We start from the raw sequence: 19,887 nt of genomic DNA, 5'->3' as shown, positions 1-19,887 counted from the left end.
AAACCATGGCCCCAGCTGCCATGCGTACCGCTGCACATTCCCTTTCCGGCGCCAAGCCGGTCCCGTACTGGCTCGACGATCCGGACAGGCCCGACGCGCTGGCCGCCCTCACCGGCGACGAGCACACCGACCTGCTGGTCGTCGGCGGCGGCTACAGCGGTCTGTGGACCGCGCTCATCGCCAAGGAGCGCGACCCGGACCGGGACGTCGTCCTCATCGAGGGGCACGAGGTGGGCTGGGCCGCCTCGGGCCGCAACGGCGGCTTCTGCGCCGCCTCCCTCACCCACGGGCTGGCCAACGGCGTGGAGCGGTGGCCCGGCGAGATCGCGAAGCTGGAGGAGCTGGGGGAGCGGAACCTCGACGCCATCGAGGCCGCCGTCGCCCGCTACGGCATCGACTGCGAGTTCGAGCGGACCGGCGAGATCGACGTCGCCACCGAGCCCCACCAGCTCCAGGAGCTGCGGGAATGGCACGAGGAGATCGTGAAGCTCGGCATCACGGGCGTGGACTTCCTGGACCGCGACGCCCTGCGCGCCGAAGTCGACTCGCCCACCTTCCTCGGCGGCCTCTGGGACCGGCGCGGGGTCGCGATGCTGCACCCCGCGAAGCTCGCCTGGGGGCTGAAGCGGGCCTGCCGGGAGCTGGGCGTACGGATCTACGAGCACACCCGCGGCCTGGACCTCGTCCGCTCCGGTACGGGGATGGCGCTCCGCACCCCCTACGGCCGGGTCTTCGCCCGCCGCGTCGCGCTCGGCACCAACATCTTCCCCTCGCTCGTGAAGCGCGTGAGGCCGTACACCGTGCCGGTCTACGACTACGCGCTGATGACCGAACCGCTCACCCCCCGGCAGCTGGAGTCCATCGGCTGGAAGGGACGCCAGGGGCTCGGCGACAGCGCCAATCAGTTCCATTACTTCCGGCTCTCCGCCGACAACCGGATCCTGTGGGGCGGATACGACGCGATCTATCCCTACGGGGGAAAGCTGAACGCCGATCTCGATCAGCGCCCCGAGACGTTCCTGAAGCTCGCGGAGCAGTTCTTCACCTGTTTTCCGCAGCTTTCCGGAGTGCGTTTCTCGCACGCCTGGGGAGGGGCGATCGACACCTGTTCGCGTTTCACCGCGTTCTTCGGCACGGCCCATCGGGGGCGGGTCGCCTACGCCGCCGGATACACCGGTCTCGGCGTCGGCTCCACCCGGTTCGGGGCCGAGGTGATGCTGGACCTGCTCTCCGGCGAGGAGACCGAGCGGACCCGGCTGGAGATGGTCCGCTCCAAGCCGATGCCGTTCCCGCCGGAGCCCTTCGCCTGGGCCGGCATCGAGATCACCCGGCGGTCCCTGGCCCGCGCCGACGACAACGGCGGACGCCGCAACCTGTGGCTGAAGACCATGGACAGATTGGGCCTCGGCTTCGACAGCTGAGCCGCCCCGGCCCTGGGGCGTGTTTCGAAAGTCCCGCCTGTTCGGCGACGCCCGGCACGCACGCTCGCCGCGTTGTCGGGGCCGCCCCGATACATCCGGTATCGGGGCGTCCCTCCGCCTTGCGATCGCACGCACCGGACGCCGCCGAGCCCGCCCTCCGGGCGGACGACGCTACTTTCGAAACACGCCCCGGTCGGCCGATGTGATCCACCTCACTACCGACCGGTGGGCCCGATCCGCGTCACAGCCGGCTCCGAATCCCCTCTCGTACACAGACGCACCGGCGGAACTCCGTCGGCGCTCGCGGTCACGGGAGGCGGACCATGGCAGGGCCGGAAACGAAAGCGGCGGTCGAGTGGCTCGCATCGGCGGCGCCGGATCCCGGCGCCTGCCGGTGGGAGTGGGAGCGCCACCCGCAAGGGATCGCGCTCCTTCCCGCCGGCAGGTGCTGGGACGTCCTGGTCCTCCCGGGCGAGCTGGGGCGTCCGACGCTCGGCGTCCTCGCCCGCCTCCTCGACCGCCCCGGCCCCGTGCTCACCGGCCACGGGGGGTCCCGCACGGGCTTCTTCGTCCCGTCGGGCACCTCCTCCCGCTGGGTCGGCGCCGGCGTCCGGGCCTGCGGCTGGGGCGCCTGGGTCGTCGTGCCGCACCCGGGCCGGCCCGCCGGGGGCGTGCGCTGGCTGATCCCGCCGGACGGTTCGGGAACCCTCACCGACGCCGGGCTCCTCGAACGCGCGATGCACGAAGCGGCGGGCGCCGCCGCCCAGGAAGCCCGCGAGCGGCGGCCGGAGGGCCGCGCCGACTGCCAGAGGTCTTGACAACCTCATTGGTCTGGACCATGTTGTGCGCACGCCACACCCCGAATTTCCCCCCGCGCGGAGGCTGTTGTGGAACGCACCGGACCAACCGTGAGATTCTCCCGACTCCTGGCCGCCTGCTCGGCCGGCCTGATCGCCGCCGGGGCCCTGGTCGCCACGGCCCCGGCGGCCGGCGCCGCCGACACGGACCTGGCGCGCAACGGCGGTTTCGAAGCCGGCCTGGACGGCTGGGCCTGCTCCAGCTCCAGCGGGGCGGCGGTCACCGCGCCCAAGCGCTCCGGAGCCTCCGCGCTCAAGGCCGTCCCGGCCGGCAGCGACCACGCCAAGTGCTCCCAGAGCGTCACGGTGAAGCCCAACTCCACGTACACGCTGAGCGCCTGGGTGCAGGGCGGCTACGTCTACCTCGGCGCGTCCGGCACCGGCGCCACCGACGTCTCCACCTGGACCCAGTCCCCGGGGGCGTGGAAGCAGCTCACCACCACCTTCAAGACCGGCCCCTCCACCACCTCCGTGAGCGTGTACACCCACGGCTGGTACGGCGCCCCCGCCTACTACGCCGACGACCTCACCCTCGTCGGTCCCGGCGGCGACCCCGTGGTGGTCCCGGCCGTCCCCGCCGGCCTCAAGCAGACCGCGACCACGTCCACCTCCGTCGCCCTCTCCTGGAACGCGGTCTCCGGCGCGAGCGGCTACCACGTCTACCGCGGCGGCACGAAGGTCGCCTCGGTCACCGGGCCCTCCGCCACCGTGACCGGCCTGACGCCCTCCACGGCGTACAGCTTCCAGGTCTCCGCCGCCAACGCGGCCGGGGAGTCCGCGAAGTCGGCGGCCCTCAGCGTGACCACCACCGCGGGCGGCGGGGGCGGCGGCGCCGAGCTCCCGCCCCGCGCCCTCGTCGGCTACCTGCACTCCAGCTTCGCCAACGGCTCCGGCTACACGCGGATGGCGGACGTGCCCGACTCCTGGGACGTCATCAACCTCGCCTTCGGCGAACCCACCTCCGTCACCTCCGGCGACATCCGCTTCTCGCTCTGCCCGGCCGCCGAGTGCCCGAACGTGGAGTCCGAGGCCGATTTCAAGGCGGCGATCAAGGCCAAGCAGGCCGCGGGGAAGAAGGTGCTGATCTCGATCGGCGGCCAGAACGGCCAGGTCCAGCTCAACTCCACCGCCGCCCGGGACGCCTTCGTCACCTCGGTCTCGAAGATCATCGACACCTACGGCCTCGACGGCCTCGACATCGACTTCGAGGGCCACTCCCTCTCGCTCAACACCGGCGACACCGACTTCCGCAACCCGACCTCACCGGTGATCGTCAACCTGATCTCCGCGCTGAAGACGCTCAAGGCGAAGTACGGCTCCGACTTCGTCCTCACCATGGCGCCGGAGACCTTCTTCGTGCAGCTCGGCTACCAGTTCTACGGCTCGGGCCCCTGGGGCGGCCAGGACCCGCGCGCCGGGGCGTACCTGCCGGTCATCCACGCGCTGCGTGACGACCTGACCCTGCTGCACGTCCAGGACTACAACTCGGGCCCGATCATGGGGCTGGACAACCAGTACCACACCATGGGCGGCGCGGACTTCCACGTCGCGATGACCGACATGCTGCTCGCGGGCTTCCCGGTGGCGGGCGACACCACCAAGGTGTTCCCGGGGCTGCGCCCCGACCAGGTCGCCATCGGCCTCCCGGCCTCCACCCAGGCGGGCAACGGCCACACCTCGCCGGCCGAGGTCACCAAGGCGCTCGACTGCCTGACCAGGAAGACCGGCTGCGGTTCCTACCAGACCCACGGGACCTGGTCCGACCTGCGCGGCCTGATGACCTGGTCCATCAACTGGGACCGCTTCAACGGTTGGGAGTTCTCGAAGAACTTCGACGCCTACTTCGGCAACTGACCCACCCCAGGGGCGCCAGCACCAACGGCCCCAGGCACCAACTGGCCAGCACGTCCAGCGGCCAGTGGTAGCCGTGCAGCACCAGACCGACGCCCGTCGCCGTGGTCAGCAGGATCGCGGCGACGGGCGTCATCCACGCCCGTGGCCAGGAGGCCCTGCGCGGCAACGCCGGGCGGGGGAGGGCCAGCAGCACCAGGGCCGAGGCTCCGTACGCCACGGCGGCCGTCGCCGTATGGCCGGACGGGTAGTAGTCGACCGCCTCGGTCAGCGGCCCCTGCCGGGCGGTCGCCACCTTCAGCGGGATCACCAGCGCGGGCACCGCCGCCATGGTCAGGGCCGCGCAGACGGCGAGCCCGAGGGCGCGGCGCCACAGGGCGTACCCGAGCACGCAGGCCAGCACGGGGAGCGCCACCGGCATCCCGCCGAGGTCGGAGAGGAACTGGGTCAGGGCCGCGGGCCCGCGCTCGAACAGCGCCGCCCCCACGCGCTCGTCCAGCCGCAGGAGCGGGCCCTCGACGACGACCTGCCAGGTGATCAGCGCGAAGAGGAGCGCGAGGAGGCCGAGGACGCCGGAAACGAGAGGGGCCGGCCACCCGGGAACAGGGGGGGTTGTTCCGGGATGGCCGGCGGGATCGGTTCGCCGCGCGCCCCGGGGGGTGTGGGGCGGGCGGCCGTCCGATCGGTGAGGAGTCCCGGAGCCGTCGGCTCCGGCATGCGCGGACGCATGCTCCGGGCGGTGCCGGGGAAGCCCCGGCCCGGAGTCGGCCGAGGTCTCCCGCGGCCGAGGTGTTTCTCTCATCTGCAGAAACCGTACGGCAGTGAGGGGGCGGCCGACAGCCGCCACCGCCACCCGCCATCGCCCCCGCACACGTTCTTCACAGGCTTCACCCGGATGCCGGGCGCGAGCGGTCTTCCGCCGCCCCGCCCGGCATCCGTCCGACGAAATCCTCGACCGTGTGTGCGGACGGTCAGAGCTTGCCGAACGCCTGCTCGATCAGGTCGAGGCCCTCGTTCAGCAGGTCCTCGCCGATCACCAGCGGCGGCAGGAAGCGCAGGACGTTGCCGTACGTACCGCAGGTGAGGACGAGCAGCCCCTCGGCGTGGCAGGCCTTCGCGAGCGCGCCCGCCGCCTCCGGGTTCGGGTCCTTCGTGCCGGACTTCACCAGCTCGATCGCGATCATCGCGCCGCGCCCGCGGATATCCCCGATGACGTCGCCGTTGGGAAGCTTGGCCCGCATCTCGGCGAGGCGGCCCTTCATGACCTCCTCGATCCGCTTGGCCTTCGCGTTCAGGTCCAGCTCGCGCATGGTCTCGATGGCCCCGAGGGCGCCGGCGCAGGCGACCGGGTTGCCGCCGTACGTGCCGCCCAGACCGCCCGCGTGCGCCGCGTCCATGATCTCGGCGCGGCCGGTGACGGCGGAGAGAGGCAGCCCGCCCGCGATGCCCTTGGCGGTGGTGATCAGGTCCGGGACGATGCCCTCGTCCTCGCAGGCGAACCACTGGCCGGTACGGCAGAAGCCGGACTGGATCTCGTCCGCGACGAACACGATGCCGTTGTCCTTGGCGAACTGCGCGATCGCCGGGAGGAAGCCCTTGGCGGGCTCGATGAAGCCGCCCTCGCCGAGCACCGGCTCGATGATGATCGCGGCGACGTTCTCCGCCCCGATCTGCTTGGTGATCTGGTCGACGGCCTGCGCGGACGCCTCGGCGCCGGCGTTCTCCGCACCGGTCGGCCAGCGGTAGCCGTAGGCGACCGGGACGCGGTACACCTCGGGCGCGAACGGGCCGAAGCCCTGCTTGTACGGCATGTTCTTCGCCGTCATGCCCATGGTGAGGTTGGTGCGGCCGTGGTAGCCGTGGTCGAAGACGACGACGGCGGTGCGCCTGGTGTAGGCGCGGGCGATCTTCACCGCGTTCTCGACGGCCTCGGCGCCCGAGTTGAACAGCGCGGACTTCTTCGGGTGGTCGCCCGGCGTCAGCTCGGCGAGCTGCTCGCAGACCTCGACGTACCCCTCGTACGGCGTGACCATGAAACAGGTGTGGGTGAAGTCCGCGAGCTGCGCGGAGGCCCGCCGCACGACGGCCTCGGCGGACGCGCCCACGGAGGTCACGGCGATCCCGGACCCGAAGTCGATCAGCCGGTTGCCGTCCACGTCCTCGATGATCCCGCCGCCCGCGCGGGCGGTGAACACCGGCAGCGTGGAGCCCACACCCGCGGCGACGGCCGCGGTACGCCGGGCCTGCAGCTCGACGGACTTCGGGCCGGGGATGGCAGTGACGACGCGGCGCTCCTGCGGGATTGCGGTCATGAGGGGCTCCTGGGGGTGTTTCGGACGCTCTTGTTTTCTGCAGGCTAGGGGCGGGGGAGGGGTGCGGGCATGCTCCGATCGGGAGTGGTGGGGGTGTGTCCTTGTCCTCGGCGGACAGATGGCCGGGCGGGCGGTCTCCCGAGGTGACACGAGTCCCCACGCCGCCCGGACGTTCACCATCCGGGCGCGTCGCTGAACTCCCCGTGCGCGCACACTAGATTGACCGGGGCAGCGATACGGACCGGCAGGTCAAGGGGGCAGTGGTTCATGGACGACGAGGGCACGCGGAACGTACGGGGATCCAGCGCGGGCAGGATCCCCTCACCGGCCGTTCCGCCCCCGCCCGCCGCCCCGCCGCGGGTGCCGCCGCCCACCGCCTACGAGGCGCCCCGGTACGGGGCCGCACCGGTCGAACCCCCGCCGGCCCGGCCGGCGACAGCTCCGCCGGCCGAGCAGCCGCCCCCCGGCGCCTCGGTCGACGCCTGGCTGCGTACGCCCCGCCCGCCCCAGGAGCCCGGCGTCTGGCGGTACGGGTACACCCCGCCGCCGCCCGAGGCGTCCGAAACCGTTTCGGACCGATCGCTGCTGGTCGGCGCGCTGATCTCCCTGCTCTCCGCCCTGCTGCTGTGGGCGCTGTGGCGCAACGGCTACCTCCCTTACCGTCTCGTTCCCCTGAAGCTCTTCACGCCGGGGGAGTGGTGGAACCCGGGCACCTCCGGCGGCCCCCGCACCATCGAGGGCAGGGACGCTCTCACCGTGTACGAGGCGATCCTCTTCGGCCTGCTGGCCTACGGGTGCGGCCGGATCGGCAACTTCGCCGAGCTGTTCCGCCGCCATGTGACTGAGCGCGGGCAACCCTTCCTCGCCCTCGCGACGGCCGCGGCGGCGGGCCTGGCCCAACTGCTCGTCTGGAAGGAGACGCTTCCGGTCGTCCGCCCGATCCTGGTCCTCGTGGCCTCCGTCGCAGGCGGGGAGATCTACCAGAGTCAGACCGTCGTCAACGTGATCTACGGGCTGATCGCCGCCGCCGTCCTCTGGCCCTTCGCCCGGCTCGGACGCTGGCGCGAGCTGGTCGCCGCCCGTCGCGGCGGCGGCTCCCCACCCCCACGGGACGTCGCCGCCACCGCCACCGCGACCACTGCCGACCAGTGGCCCGACCTGCGCGCCGCGGGCTGGACCGATGCCGCCGACACGCTCACCGCCGAGGTCCGCACCGGACGCATGAACGACGTGGATGTGGCCCGGCTGCGCCATGCCTGGGCACGCGCCGCCCAGCGGCCCGACCGGCTCCCCCCTCTCGCGGAGGCCGTGCTGCGCACCGGCGGAGCCGCCGCCCCCCATCCCTCCGGCCACCGCGACCTGCCCCGCCGCACCGCTCGCCACGACGTGCTCACCGGCCAGGTCCGGATCGGCCGATGCGCCGACGACCCGCACAACCCCTACGTCCGCCGGGGCACGGGCCTCGCACTGGATCCCGCCCTGCTCGGCACCTCCCTGCTCGCGGTCGGGCCGCCCGGGGCCGGGAAGTCGGACCGGCTGGTCCGACCGGTTGTCGAGGCCCTCGCGCTACGGGCCCTGGCCGGACAGGCCGCGGTCCTCGCAGTCGGCGGGACCGACGCCCCGCTCGGCCCGGACGACGCCTTCGACGTCGTCGTCCGCGTGGGCCACCCCGACTCCGCCCACGACATCGACCTGTACGGAGGCACCACCGACCCCGACGAGGCGGCGGCCGTCCTCGCCGAAGGACTCGTCGGGGACGTCGGCAGCCTCGACAGCCGCCGCGCCGCCACCGTCCTCGCCCAACTGCTCGGCCCGTACCGCACCGCCCACGGCCACTTCCCCTCCGTGCCCGAACTGCGTGAACTCCTCGACGGCGCACCGGTCGCGCTCACCGCGCTCCGCGCCACCCTCGAAGCCGGCGGCCACCAGGCGATGCTCCGAGAGTTGGACGCGCGGGCCCGGCAGGCGGGCGGCTCCGGTGATCCCGCCCCCGTCCTCGCCGACCGGATCGCCCTGCTCGACCGGCCCGCGTTCGCCGGGTTCTTCGCCACCGGCCCGGACGCCCGGCCCTTCGAACTGCGCGCGCTCGGCCAGTACCCGCTGCGGGTCCGCGTGGATCTGCCGGAGCGCGGCCACGCGGAGGCGTCCCGGCTGCTCGCCCGGCTGCTCCTGGCCCAGTTCACCGCGATCACCGCCGCCCGCACCGACACGACGCTCTTCGCCTGCCTCGTCCTGGACGACGCCACCCACACCGTGACCGCCGAGACAGTCCGGGGGATCCGCCGGCTGCGCTCGGTCAACGCGGGGGCGGTCCTCGCCCTCCGTACCGTCGACGACGTCCCCGAGGCCCTGCACACCCCGCTGCTCGGGGCGGTCGGTTGCACGGCGGCCTTCTCCGGCATCACCACCTGGGACGGCAAGCGCTTCGCCGAAGCGTGGGGCAAGGAATGGGTCGAGACCCGGGAGGTCGCCCAGCACACCGTCTTCGCTGACCAGCCGTTCACTCGAGCCCTGCATGCCGTGCGCAAGCTCGTCACGGGCAAGGCCGTGACCACGGACGCGGTGACCGTACGGCAGGTGGAGAAGGAGCGCTGGTCGGCGTCCGAACTGGCCTACGCGGTCCCGGCTGGGCACGCCGTCATCCGGGTCACCACCGTCCACGGCGAACACGCCCCCCCGCTCCTCGTCCGCCTCGACGGCTGAGCGGCGGCGGGCCGGAAGAGCTCGGGGCGGGGGCGCGCGGTTCCGGGGACTCTGCCGCCCTGGCAGAATCGGAGACGGCCGTTCATACGCGACGGCGCAAACGGCATCCCCGATCCCCTCGGCGATCCGGCCCGCGAACCGGCCGGTGGTTCCGCGGGCCGGATCGCGGTGCCGCGCCCCGTCCCCGACCCGAGGGTTTTCCGCTCATGCCCCCCACGCTCGCCTCGCTCGTCCAGCACCCGGCGCTCAAGCTCGTCGTGCGGGCGGGCGCGGACCGGCTCGGTACGCCCGTGCGGTGGGCCCACGCCAGTGAGCTGGCCGACCCCGTCCCGTACATGGACGGCGGCGAACTCCTCCTCGTGACCGCCACCAACCTCGACGCCGAGAACGCCGACTCCATGCGGCGCTACGTGCGACGGCTGGAGGGGGCCGGGGTCGCCGGCGTGGGGTTCGCGGTCGGGGTGAACTACGAGGAGGTTCCGGCCGCCCTGGTCGAGGCCGCCGAGGAGGCCGGGCTGCCGCTCCTCGAAGTGCCCCGCCGCACCCCGTTCCTCGCCATCAGCAAGGCCGTCTCCGCCGCCATCGCCGCCGACCAGTACCGCGCGGTCACCGCCGGCTTCGAGGCCCAGCGCGAACTGACGAAGGCCGCGCTCGCGGGGGACGGGCCCGCCGGCCTCCTCGCCCGGCTCGCCGCCCACGTCGACGGCTGGGCCGCCCTGTACGACGCCTCCGGCGCGGTCCTCGCCGCCGCCCCCGAGTGGGCCGCCCGCCGTGCCGCCCGCCTCACCCCCGACGTCGAACGCCTCCGCGACCGCCCCGCCCCCGCCAGCGTCGTCGTCGGCGGCAGCGACGACCGGGTCGAGCTCCAGTCCCTCGGCACCGGCAGACGGGCCCGCGGCGCGCTGGCGGTCGGCACCGGGGCCGCCCTGGGCACCGCCGAGCGGTACGCCGTGAACTCCGCCGTCGCCCTCCTCACCCTGACCACCGCCCGTTCCCGCGCCCTCCACGGCGCCGAGCAGCGCCTGGGCGCCGCCGTCCTGCGCATGCTGCTCGCCGGGCGGCCCGACCACGCCCGCGCCGTCGCGGGGGACCTCTACGGCGACCTGCTCGACGCCCCGTTCCGGCTGCTCATCGCGGAGGCCGCCACGCCTGCCGGGGCCGAGGCGCTCACCGAGACGATGGAGGCGGCCGCCGCCCGCACCGGAGAGGCCCTGCTCCTGGTCCCCGAGGCCGAGCGCGTCCTCGTCCTGGCGGCCGACGGGGGTGCCGCCGTCGCCGCCTGCGCCGCCTACGCCGCGGCCCAGGACGACCGCGCCCCGCGCGAGGGGGGCGCCGACGACGGCGACGTCGTGGTGGGGCTCTCCGCCCCCGCCGGCCCGATCGCCGTCTCCGCCGCGTACAAGCAGGCCGAGCAGGCCCTCTCGGTCGCCCGCCGCCGCGGCAGGGCGCTGGTCGAACACGAGGAGCTGGCGACCGGCTCGGTGCTGCCTCTGCTCGCCGACGACGCGGTACGGGCCTTCGCCGACGGCATGCTCCGCGCGCTGTACGAGCACGACGCCAAGGGGCGCGGCGACCTCGTGGCCTCCCTGCGCGCCTGGCTCTCCCGCCACGGCCAGTGGGACGCGGCGGCCGCCGACCTCGGTGTGCACCGGCACACCCTGCGCTACCGGATGCGCCGGGTGGAGGAGATCCTGGGCCGCTCGTTGGACGACCCGGACGTCCGCATGGAGCTGTGGCTCGCCCTCAAGGCGACCGAGGCGGCGGCCCCCGCCGAAGGGTGAGCGACCGGCCCGGCACCGTATTGCATCGTTCAGTACAAAACCTTAGAGTGCTGCCATGGCCCGACCGCGACAGTTCGACGAGGAACAGGCCCTGGACGCCGCGATGCGCACCTTCTGGGAGTACGGCTATGAGGCCGCCTCCACCCAGGACCTGTGCGACGCGACGGGGCTGGGGCGCAGCAGCATCTACAACACCTTCCGGAGCAAGCGCGAGCTGTTCGCTCGCTCGCTCGCGCGCTACCTGGACGCCATGGCCGACGCCCAGGACGCCGTGCTCGACGACGCGTCGCGCCCGCCGGGCGAGCGGGTGCGCGCCCTGCTCGACAAGATCGTGGCCGACGAGTTCGACCACCGCCCCGACGGTCGCAGCCTGGGATGCCTGGGGGTCAACTCCACGGTCGAGCTGGCGGCCCGCGACCCGGAGGTCGCCCGCCTCCTGGACCGGGACGCCGCCCGCAGGCTGCGGAGCCTGTCCGGCGTCCTCGCCGCCGGCCTGCGCGACGGCTCCATCACCTCCGCGCGGGGCCCCGACGCGCTCGCCCGATACCTCAACGCGGTCATCGGCGGCATGCGGATCGCCGCCCAGGGCGGGGCCGACCGGGCGGCCGTCCGGTCCGTCGCCGACGTCGCGCTGGACGCCCTGACCCGCTGAGCGCTGCTCTGGACCGCCTGACCGCCTGACCGCCTGACCGCCTGACCGCCTGACCGCCTGACCGCCTGACCGCCTGGCCGCCTGGGTGTCCGGGTGTCCGCCCAGCCGCCCGACTGTCCGCCTCCCCGTCCGCCCGTCCGGTCGGATCTCCGTCTGCCGGGCCGGGGCGGGTCAGGGCTGCCCGCATCCACGTTTTGAACTGATCGATACAAAATCTCACTCCAGGGAGAACCCGCCCGTGCCCCGTGCTGTCCACGTTCTGGCCTTCGGCATCTTCGCCATGGTCACCAGTGAATTCGTCGTCGCCGGACTGATGCCGCAGATGGCCGAGGGCCTGGACGTCACTGTCCCGCAGATCGGCTACCTGATCACCGTCTTCGCCCTCTCCATGGCGTTCGGCGGCCCGCTGCTCTCCGTCGCCCTGCTGCGCCTCCCGCCCAAGACCGCGCTGATGGTCCTCTTCCCGCTCTTCCTGGCCGGCAACGTGCTCGCCGCCACCGCGTCCGGCTACCCCGTCATGGTGGTCGCCCGCGTGGTCACCGGGGTCGCCTCGCAGGCGTTCTTCGGCGTCGCGATCTCGCTCGGCTCCCAGCTCACCCGCCCCGAACAGCGCGGCCGGGCCATGGCGGTCGTCCTCAACGGCCTGATGCTCGGCACCCTGCTCGGGCTCCCGCTGGCCACCCTGACCGGCGAGCGGTACGGCTGGCGGGCCGCGTTCTGGGCCATCTCCGCGCTGACGGCGGCCGCCGCACTGTGCACCGCGGTCGGCGTGCGCCGGACGGACCGACCGGAGGGCAGCGGGACCTTCCGCTCCGAACTGACGGCCTTCCGCGCTCCCCGGCTCTGGCTCACCCTGCTGACCAGCACCATGGTCATCGGCGCGACCTTCTCCGCCTTCAGCTACCTCAACCCGATCCTCACCGACGTCACCGGCTTCTCCCCGGGCGCCGTCCCGCTGCTCCTCCTCGCGTACGGCGCCGCCACCGTCGTCGGCAACACCGTCGTCGGCCGACTCGCGGACCGGCACACCCTTCCCGTCCTGGTCGGCGGCCTGTCCCTGAACGCGGTGTTCCTCACCGGATTCGCCCTGCTGGCCGGGGTGGAGGTCTGGGCGGTTCTCTGCATGCTGGGCGTCGGCCTCGTCGGAGTCACCATGAACCCGGCTCTGGTCACCCGGGTGCAGCGGACCGGCAACGCCCGGCCGCTCGTCAACACCGTCCACAGCTCCTTCATCACCCTCGGCGTGGTCCTCGGCTCCGCGCTGGGCGGTCTGGGCCTCGACCGGTTCGGCCCCCGGGCCCCGCTCTGGCTGGGCGCGGCCCTCGCGGTGACCGGTCTGCTCACTCTCGTACCGGATCTGCTCCGACGCGGGAAGGCGCCCGGGGCGGCCGGACCGGACGACCGTTCCCTCCACGGCGGCCCTTCCGCCGACGGCGGCCCGTCCACCGGTGAAGACCCGGCCGGAGGTGACGACCCTTCCGCCAATTCGGAGCAGCGGGCCCCCGCTCCGCTCCATGCCGGACAAACGCCCTGAGCGTCTCGTCCCCCTACCGTGGGACGACGGCGGAAGCCCCCGGGCGCCCGCCACCTCCGTCACGACCTCCGAAGGGCCGGAACCTCCATGACTTCGCCCCACGCCTTCTGGGTGGCCGGCCGCCGGGCCACCGGTGCCGACAGCTTCGACGTCACCAACCCGTACGACGGACGCCTCGTCGGCACCGTCAGCGTGCCGACCGACGCCCAGGTCGAGGAGGCCGTCGCCGCCGCCCACGCGGTGCGCGACGAGTTCGCCGCCACCCCGGCGCACGTCCGGGCCGCCGCGCTCGACCACGTCGTACGGCGGCTGGGGGAGCGCACCGAGGAGATCGCCCAGCTGATCTCGGCGGAGAACGGCAAGCCGATCAAGTGGGCCCGCGGAGAGGTCGGCCGGGCCGTGTCCGTGTTCCGGTTCGCCGCCGAGGAGGCCCGCCGCTTCAACGGCGGCGAGGCCCAGCGGCTCGACACCGACCTCGGCGGCACCGGCCGGCTCGGGCTGACCCGGCGCTTCCCGCGCGGGGCCGTCCTCGGCATCGCGCCCTTCAACTTCCCGCTGAACCTCAGCGCCCACAAGGTCGCCCCGGCCATCGCCGTCGGCGCCCCGATCATCCTCAAGCCCGCCCCGGCCACGCCCATCTCCTCCCTGATCCTGGGCGAGCTGCTGGCCGAGACCGACCTCCCGGCCGGCTCCTGGTCCGTCCTGACCGTCCCGAACGACAGGATGCCCGCCCTGGTCCAGGACGAGCGGCTGCCGGTCATCTCCTTCACCGGCTCGGGCCCGGTCGGCTACGCGATCATGGAGTCGGTGCCCCGCAAGCACTGCACCCTGGAGCTGGGCGGCAACGGCGCGGCGGTCGTCCTCGGCGACTACGCCTCCGACGAGGACCTCAACTGGGCGGCCACCCGGATCGCCACCTTCTCCAACTACCAGGGCGGCCAGTCCTGCATCTCGGTGCAGCGCGTCATCGCCGACGCCTCGGTCTACGACCGGCTCGTCCCGAAGATCGTCGCCGCCGTCGAGGCCCTGGCCACCGGCGATCCGGCCGACGCCACGACCGACGTCGGCCCGCTCGTCAGCGAGGACGCCGCCAAGCGCGTCGAGGCGTGGGTCGACGAGGCCGTCCGGGGCGGCGCGGAGCTGCTCACCGGCGGCAAGCGCGACGGGGCCACCTACGCCCCGACCGTCCTCGCCGCCCTCCCCGACGACGTGACGCTCTCCTGCGAAGAGGTCTTCGGCCCGGTCATGTCCCTCCAGAAGGTCGACGGGGAGGCCGAGGCGTTCGCCGCCGTCAACTCCTCCAAGTACGGCCTTCAGGCAGGCGTGTTCACCCACGACCTCCAGACCGCCTTCCGCGCCCACCGCACCCTGGAGGTCGGCGGCGTGATCATCGGCGACGTCCCCTCCTACCGCGCCGACCAGATGCCGTACGGCGGCGCCAAGCAGTCCGGCGTCGGCCGCGAGGGCGTGCGCTACGCCATGGACGACTACACCTACGAGCGCGTCCTGGTCCTCACCGGCCTCGCCCTGTAACCCCCGGACGACCCTGCCCGTGCCCCCGCCTGGACAGCGGGCGCGGGCGGGGTGCACGACGGACGGCCCGAACCCACTGTGCGGGGGTTCGGGCCGTTCGCGCGTACACGGCGGGCGGAGCGCGGGGCGGTGAAGGCGGCCTGGGATCGCCGTGTCCGCTGCCCGCCGGGCCGCCGCGAGCGGTGAGGAGCGGGGCTCGCACGCCCCCTCCGCTCGCTCCGCGCGGACCTTGTGCGGGTGCCGAACCGCCGGTGCACGGGTTACATACGGACCAGGAGCAGCCCACCGGCAGCAGCGACGAGAAGCCCGTGCGCCCAGGCGCCCATCCGCCCCGGCGGCGCGCGGCGAGGCGAGGTCCCCCATGTCCGCACCGCACAACACGCCTCAGGTCCCCGAGGCGCCCAAGGTCACCGAGCGCGAGGCGCGCCGCGTCGCCGAGGCCGCCCGTGAGCGGGACTGGCACAAGCCCAGCTTCGCCAAGGAGCTGTTCCTCGGGCGCTTCCGGCTCGACCTGATCCATCCGCACCCCCTGCCGCCGCCCGACGACATCCGGCGCGGCGAGGAGTTCCTGGCCAGGCTGCGCGCCTTCTGCGAGACGCGGGTCGACGGCGCGCTGATCGAGCGCGAGGCGCGGATTCCCGACGAGGTGATCGACGGGCTCAAGCGGCTCGGCGCGCTCGGGATGAAGATCGAGACCAGGTACGGCGGCCTCGGCCTCACCCAGGTGTACTACAACAAGGCGCTCGCCCTGGCCGGGTCCGCCAGCCCCGCGATCGGCGCGCTGCTCTCCGCGCATCAGTCGATCGGCGTACCGCAGCCCCTGAAGATCTTCGGCACCCGGGAGCAGAAGGACGTCTACCTGCCCCGGCTGGCCACCACCGACATCTCCGCCTTCCTGCTGACCGAGCCGGACGTCGGCTCCGACCCGGCCCGCCTCGCCACCACCGCCGTGCCCGACGGGCCGGACTACGTCCTGGACGGGGTGAAGCTCTGGACCACCAACGGCGTCGTCGCCGACCTCCTGGTCGTCATGGCCCGCGTCCCCGCCTCCGACGGCCACCCCGGCGGCATCACCGCGTTCGTCGTCGAGGCCGACGCCCCCGGCGTGACCGTGGAGCACCGCAACGCCTTCATGGGACTGCGCGGCATCGAGAACGGCGTCACCCGCTTCCACGGCGTCCGGGTGCCCGGAGCCTGTCGGATCGGGCCGGAGGGGGCCGGGCTGAAGATCGCCCTGACCACCCTCAACACCGGCCGCCTCTCCCTGCCCGCGATGTGCGTGGGCGTCGGCAAGTGGTCGCTGAAGATCGCCCGCGAATGGTCCGGCGTACGCGAGCAGTGGGGCAGACCCGTCGCGAAGCACGAGGCGGTCGGCTCGAAGATCTCCTTCATCGCGGCCACCACCTTCGCCCTGGAGGCCGTCGTCGACCTCTCCTCGCAGATGGCCGACGAGGACCGCAACGACATCCGCATCGAGGCCGCCCTCGCCAAGCTGTACGGCTCCGAGATGGGCTGGCTCATCTCCGACGAACTGGTCCAGATCCGCGGCGGCCGGGGCTTCGAGACCGCCGACTCGCTGGCCGCCCGCGGCGAACGCGCCGTACCCGCCGAGCAGATGCTCCGCGACATGCGGATCAACCGGATCTTCGAGGGTTCCACCGAGATCATGCATTTGTTGATCGCCCGTGAGGCCGTGGACGCCCACCTGAAGGTCGCGGGCGACCTCATCGACCCCGACAAGCCGCTCTCCGCCAAGGCGAGGGCGGGGGTGGACGCCGCCGCGTTCTACGCCCGCTGGCTGCCCGGACTCGCCGTCGGGCCGGGCCGCCTTCCGCGTACGTACGCGGAGTTCCACCCCGCCGGGCACCGCGACCTCTCCCGCCACCTCCGGTACGTCGAGCGGTCCTCCCGCAAGCTCGCCCGGTCCACGTTCTACGCCATGTCCCGCTGGCAGGGCCGGATGGAGACCAAACAGGGCTTCCTCAGCCGGATCGTCGACATCGGCGCGGAGCTCTTCGCGATGAGCGCCGCCTGCGTCCGCGCCGAGCACCTGCGGGGGGCGGGGGAGCACGGCCGCGAGGCGTACCAGCTCGCGGACGCCTTCTGCGAGCAGGCCCGCGTCCGGGTCGAGGAGCTGTTCACCCGGCTGTGGTCCAACACCGACGACCTCGACCGGCGCGTGGTCGACGGCGTCCTGTCCGGTATGTACACCTGGCTGGAGGAGGGGGTCGTCGACCCCAGCGGCGAAGGCCCCTGGATCGCGGACGCCACCCCCGGGCCCTCCGCACGGGAGAACCGGCGCCGACCGGTCCTCTAGGGCGTGTTTCGAGAGTCCCGCCTGCTCGGCGACGCCCGGCACGCACGCTCGCGGCGTTGTCGGGGCCGCCCCGATACATCCGGTATCGGGGCGTCCCTCCGCCTTGCGATCGCACGCACCGGACGCCGCCGAACCCGCCCTCCGGGCGGACGACGCTACTTTCGCAACATGCCCCAGGTGTATTGATCACGAGCGTCGTCAACGCCGGCTGGGGGTGGCGGCCCGGGAGTACGCGGGTCCGGGGCCGGGCCCGGACGGCGGGGATTCCGGTCCGCCCCCGCAGCCGATCCGCGGCCCGCCGGGACGCGCTGTCCTCCCGCACAGCGGGAGCGGCAACAATGGGGGCATGAGCGACAGCCCCGCCCCCCTCGCCGATCCGCATCTCGTCTTCGACGCCGCGGACGGCCGCCGGGATCTCGTGATCCTCGGCTCCACCGGGTCCATCGGCACCCAGGCCATCGACCTGGTCCTGCGCAACCCCGACCGCTTCCGGGTCACGGCGCTCTCGGCCGCCGGCGGCCGGGTCGCCCTCCTCGCCGAACAGGCCCACCGCCTCCGGGTGAACACGGTGGCCGTCGCCGCCGAGGCCGCGGTCCCCGCCCTGCGCACCGCGCTGCGGGAACGGTACGGGGCCGGGGAGCCGCTCCCCGAGATCCTGGCCGGCCCCGACGCGGCCACCGCCGTCGCGGCGAGCGAGTGCCACACCGTGCTCAACGGCATCACCGGCTCCATCGGGCTCGCCCCGACCCTCGCCGCGCTGAAGGCGGGCCGCACGCTCGCCCTCGCCAACAAGGAGTCGCTGATCGTCGGCGGGCCGCTGGTGAAGGCGCTCGCCGCCCCCGGCCAGATCATCCCGGTCGACTCCGAGCACGCCGCGCTCTTCCAGGCGCTCGCCGCGGGCTCCCGCGCCGACGTCCGCAAGCTCGTCGTCACCGCCTCCGGCGGGCCCTTCCGGGGCCGTACGCGCGAGGAGTTGGCCCACGTCACCCGCGAGCAGGCCCTCGCCCACCCCACCTGGGCGATGGGACCGGTCATCACCATCAACTCCGCGACCCTGGTCAACAAGGGACTGGAGGTCATCGAGGCGCACCTCCTCTACGACATCCCGTTCGACCGGATCGAGGTCGTCGTCCACCCGCAGTCCTACGTCCACTCGATGGTGGAGTTCAGCGACGGCTCCACGCTGGCGCAGGCCACCCCGCCCGACATGCGCGGCCCCATCGCCATCGGCCTCGGCTGGCCCGAGCGCGTCCCGGACGCCGCCCCGGCCTTCGACTGGACGAAGGCGTCCAGCTGGGAGTTCTTCCCGCTGGACACCGACGCCTTCCCGTCCGTCGGGCTCGCCCGGCACGTCGGCGGGCTCGGCGGCACGGCCCCGGCCGTCTTCAACGCGGCGAACGAGGAGTGCGTCGACGCGTTCCTCGCCGGACGGCTGCCGTTCAACGGCATCATGGACACGGTCACCGCCGTGGTGTCCGAACACGGCGCTCCCGCCCCGGGAACCCCGCTCACCGTCGCGGACGTCCTCGAAGCGGAAACGTGGGCCCGCGCACGGGCCCGGGAACTCTCGGCGAAAGCGACAGCGGAGGCGCACGCATGAGTCTGACCTCGATCCTGCTGACGGTCCTGGGCATCGCCGTCTTCGTCGTGGGCCTGCTCTTCTCCATCGCCTGGCACGAGCTGGGCCACCTCTCCACCGCCAAGATGTTCGGCGTCCGGGTTCCGCAGTACATGGTCGGCTTCGGCCCGACGCTCTGGTCGAAGAAGAAGGGCGACACCGAGTACGGCATCAAGGCCATCCCGGCAGGCGGCTACATCCGCATGATCGGGATGTTCCCGCCAGGACCCGACGGCCGCCTCGAAGCCCGCTCCACCTCCCCGTGGCGCGGCATGATCGAGGACGCCCGCTCCGCCGCCTACGAGGAACTGGAGCCGGGCGACGAGAAGCGGCTCTTCTACACGCGCAAGCCGTGGAAGCGCGTCATCGTGATGTTCGCCGGCCCCTTCATGAACCTGGTCCTCGCCGTCGCCATCTTCATGGGCGTCGCGATGACCTTCGGCTTCCAGACCCAGACCACCGAGGTCGCCGGGGTCCAGAAGTGCGTGATCGCGCAGAGCGAGAAGCGCGACACCTGCAGGAGCGGCGACCCCGTCTCGCCCGCCAAGGCCGCCGGGCTCCAGGAGGGCGACCGGATCGTCGCCTTCGACGGCACCGAGGTCGACGACTGGGCGACGCTCTCCGACCGCATCCGCGAGACCATCGGCCCCGCCACCATCGTCGTCGAACGCGACGGCGAGGAAGTCACGCTCAACGCGGTCCTGCGTGAGAACGCCGTCGCCAGGAAGGACGGCAAGGGCGAGGTCGTCCCCGACGAGTTCGTCAAGGCGGGCTACCTCGGCTTCGCCGCGCGGACCGAGATCGTGCCGCTCTCCTTCGGCGACTCCGTCGTCCGCATGGGCGACATGATCGAGAACGGCGTCGACTCGATCATCGCCCTGCCGTCCAAGATCCCCGCCCTGTGGGACGCGGCCTTCAGCGACGGCGAACGGGCCGACGACTCGCCGGTCGGCGTGGTCGGCGCGGCCCGGATCGGCGGCGAGGTGATGAACCTGGACATCCCCGCGCAGAACCAGGTCGCGATGATGCTGTTCCTGCTCGCGGGCTTCAACCTCTCGCTGTTCCTGTTCAACATGCTCCCGCTGCTCCCGCTGGACGGGGGGCACATCGCGGGCGCGCTCTGGGAGTCGCTGCGGCGCAACACGGCCAAGGTCTTCCGGCGCCCCGACCCGGGACCGTTCGACGTGGCCCGGCTGATGCCGGTCGCCTACGTGGTCGCCGGTCTCTTCATCTGCTTCACGCTGCTGGTCCTGGTGGCCGACATCGTGAACCCCGTCAAGATCACCTGACGACCCCCCCCCGCCCCGG

Annotated in this window: 13 protein-coding genes; 11 read left to right on the top strand and 2 right to left on the bottom strand. The window is 73.1% G+C overall.

Features of this window, described 5'->3' with window-relative positions:
* Positions 1 to 5 precede the first annotated feature (5 nt).
* The 3 genes from AMK24_RS26920 (at position 6) to AMK24_RS26910 (ending at position 4,132) form a co-directional block, all read left to right on the top strand.
* Positions 6 to 1,421, top strand: a complete 1,416-nt coding sequence (locus tag AMK24_RS26920) for an NAD(P)/FAD-dependent oxidoreductase (protein ID WP_073771495.1) — start codon at positions 6 to 8, stop codon at positions 1,419 to 1,421.
* Between the two features lie 323 nt (positions 1,422 to 1,744).
* Positions 1,745 to 2,239 carry a hypothetical protein gene (locus AMK24_RS26915; RefSeq protein ID WP_073771494.1) on the top strand — a complete coding sequence of 165 codons (495 nt, stop codon included), beginning with the start codon at positions 1,745 to 1,747 and terminating at the stop codon, positions 2,237 to 2,239.
* A gap of 69 nt (positions 2,240 to 2,308) precedes the next feature.
* Entirely contained in the window at positions 2,309 to 4,132 is a 1,824-nt protein-coding gene (locus tag AMK24_RS26910; RefSeq protein ID WP_073771493.1) for a chitinase, read from the top strand.
* Here the strand turns inward: AMK24_RS26910 and AMK24_RS26905 are convergent.
* Both AMK24_RS26905 and gabT read right to left on the bottom strand, forming a co-directional pair.
* Entirely contained in the window at positions 4,083 to 4,931 is an 849-nt protein-coding gene (locus AMK24_RS26905) for a phosphatase PAP2 family protein (protein WP_073771618.1), read from the bottom strand. The two genes, AMK24_RS26910 and AMK24_RS26905, sit on opposite strands and share 50 nt — an antisense overlap.
* 169 nt (positions 4,932 to 5,100) lie before the next feature.
* Positions 5,101 to 6,441 carry a 4-aminobutyrate--2-oxoglutarate transaminase gene (gabT, locus tag AMK24_RS26900; RefSeq protein WP_073771492.1) on the bottom strand — a complete coding sequence of 447 codons (1,341 nt, stop codon included), beginning with the start codon at positions 6,439 to 6,441 and terminating at the stop codon, positions 5,101 to 5,103.
* 267 nt (positions 6,442 to 6,708) lie between these two features.
* Between gabT and AMK24_RS26895 the strand changes: the two genes are divergently transcribed.
* The 8 genes from AMK24_RS26895 (at position 6,709) to AMK24_RS26855 (ending at position 19,868) form a co-directional block, all read left to right on the top strand.
* Positions 6,709 to 9,144: an ATP/GTP-binding protein gene (locus AMK24_RS26895; protein ID WP_073771491.1), complete on the top strand. Its 2,436-nt coding sequence runs from the start codon at positions 6,709 to 6,711 to the stop codon at positions 9,142 to 9,144.
* A gap of 206 nt (positions 9,145 to 9,350) precedes the next feature.
* Positions 9,351 to 10,925 (top strand): PucR family transcriptional regulator, encoded by a 1,575-nt coding sequence (locus AMK24_RS26890; RefSeq protein ID WP_073771490.1) that lies wholly within the window; start codon positions 9,351 to 9,353, stop codon positions 10,923 to 10,925.
* A gap of 55 nt (positions 10,926 to 10,980) precedes the next feature.
* The gene (locus AMK24_RS26885) at positions 10,981 to 11,577 is read left to right on the top strand and encodes a TetR/AcrR family transcriptional regulator (RefSeq protein ID WP_073771489.1); all 597 of its coding nucleotides are present in this window, start codon (positions 10,981 to 10,983) and stop codon (positions 11,575 to 11,577) included.
* A 238-nt stretch (positions 11,578 to 11,815) separates the two neighbouring features.
* Complete coding sequence (locus tag AMK24_RS26880) at positions 11,816 to 13,111, top strand: MFS transporter (RefSeq protein WP_073771488.1); 1,296 nt, start codon at positions 11,816 to 11,818, stop codon at positions 13,109 to 13,111.
* An 87-nt stretch (positions 13,112 to 13,198) separates the two neighbouring features.
* Positions 13,199 to 14,644: an aldehyde dehydrogenase family protein gene (locus AMK24_RS26875; RefSeq protein WP_073771487.1), complete on the top strand. Its 1,446-nt coding sequence runs from the start codon at positions 13,199 to 13,201 to the stop codon at positions 14,642 to 14,644.
* A gap of 361 nt (positions 14,645 to 15,005) precedes the next feature.
* Positions 15,006 to 16,961 (top strand): acyl-CoA dehydrogenase family protein, encoded by a 1,956-nt coding sequence (locus AMK24_RS26870; protein ID WP_073771486.1) that lies wholly within the window; start codon positions 15,006 to 15,008, stop codon positions 16,959 to 16,961.
* Between the two features lie 346 nt (positions 16,962 to 17,307).
* The gene (dxr, locus tag AMK24_RS26860) at positions 17,308 to 18,561 is read left to right on the top strand and encodes a 1-deoxy-D-xylulose-5-phosphate reductoisomerase (protein ID WP_073771484.1); all 1,254 of its coding nucleotides are present in this window, start codon (positions 17,308 to 17,310) and stop codon (positions 18,559 to 18,561) included.
* Positions 18,558 to 19,868, top strand: coding sequence for a M50 family metallopeptidase (locus tag AMK24_RS26855; RefSeq protein ID WP_073771483.1), 1,311 nt, complete (start codon positions 18,558 to 18,560; stop codon positions 19,866 to 19,868). The genes dxr and AMK24_RS26855 overlap by 4 nt, the downstream gene beginning before the upstream one ends.
* The last annotated feature ends 19 nt before the right edge of the window (positions 19,869 to 19,887 follow it).

Source organism: Streptomyces sp. CB02366 (assembly GCF_001905905.1).
In the GTDB taxonomy this organism is placed as follows: domain Bacteria; phylum Actinomycetota; class Actinomycetes; order Streptomycetales; family Streptomycetaceae; genus Streptomyces.
Note: the sequence above shows the minus strand (reverse complement) of the source record. Positions and strands in the feature narration are given on the sequence as shown.

What these genes read in the sequence shown, in the direction of transcription:
- AMK24_RS26870 (WP_073771486.1), top strand. Translation starts at nt 15,006, where the DNA reads ATGTCCGCACCGCACAACACGCCTCAGGTCCCCGAGGCGCCCAAGGTC.
- AMK24_RS26855 (WP_073771483.1), top strand. Translation starts at nt 18,558, where the DNA reads ATGAGTCTGACCTCGATCCTGCTGACGGTCCTGGGCATCGCCGTCTTC.
- AMK24_RS26920 (WP_073771495.1), top strand. Translation starts at nt 6, where the DNA reads ATGGCCCCAGCTGCCATGCGTACCGCTGCACATTCCCTTTCCGGCGCC.
- AMK24_RS26875 (WP_073771487.1), top strand. Translation starts at nt 13,199, where the DNA reads ATGACTTCGCCCCACGCCTTCTGGGTGGCCGGCCGCCGGGCCACCGGT.
- gabT (WP_073771492.1), bottom strand. Translation starts at nt 6,441, where the DNA reads ATGACCGCAATCCCGCAGGAGCGCCGCGTCGTCACTGCCATCCCCGGC.
- dxr (WP_073771484.1), top strand. Translation starts at nt 17,308, where the DNA reads ATGAGCGACAGCCCCGCCCCCCTCGCCGATCCGCATCTCGTCTTCGAC.
- AMK24_RS26890 (WP_073771490.1), top strand. Translation starts at nt 9,351, where the DNA reads ATGCCCCCCACGCTCGCCTCGCTCGTCCAGCACCCGGCGCTCAAGCTC.
- AMK24_RS26915 (WP_073771494.1), top strand. Translation starts at nt 1,745, where the DNA reads ATGGCAGGGCCGGAAACGAAAGCGGCGGTCGAGTGGCTCGCATCGGCG.
- AMK24_RS26905 (WP_073771618.1), bottom strand. Translation starts at nt 4,931, where the DNA reads ATGAGAGAAACACCTCGGCCGCGGGAGACCTCGGCCGACTCCGGGCCG.
- AMK24_RS26885 (WP_073771489.1), top strand. Translation starts at nt 10,981, where the DNA reads ATGGCCCGACCGCGACAGTTCGACGAGGAACAGGCCCTGGACGCCGCG.
- AMK24_RS26895 (WP_073771491.1), top strand. Translation starts at nt 6,709, where the DNA reads ATGGACGACGAGGGCACGCGGAACGTACGGGGATCCAGCGCGGGCAGG.